1 pseudogene is annotated in these 274 nt (G+C 66.1%); it reads right to left on the reverse strand.

Going from position 1 to position 274, the window contains the following annotated elements:
• A pseudogene (locus tag FNL14_RS23100) lies at positions 1–274 on the reverse strand (pyruvate dehydrogenase (acetyl-transferring), homodimeric type); the annotation flags it as partial.

The raw sequence follows: 274 nt of genomic DNA on the forward strand, positions 1-274 counted from the left end.
CGCCCAGACCTGCTGGTCACTGGTGTCTTTCAGGCCCCGGTTGTGCAGGTACCGGTTGGACTGGGCCTGGTAGATCGCGTTCATCGGCCCGATGCCCATGGACACGGTGGGGAACTCCCAGAACTGCGGCATCAACCGCGGGTGCGGGTAGGAAGACAGGGCGTGGCCGGCGCGGGACTTTTCCTGCCGGAACCCGTCCAGGTCCTCCTCAGAGAGCCGGCCTTCCATAAACGCCCTGGCGTACATGCCGGGGGAGGCGTGGCCCTGGAAGAAG

The sequence above is a fragment of the Pseudarthrobacter sp. B4EP4b genome (assembly GCF_006680095.1).
Lineage (GTDB): Bacteria > Actinomycetota > Actinomycetes > Actinomycetales > Micrococcaceae > Arthrobacter.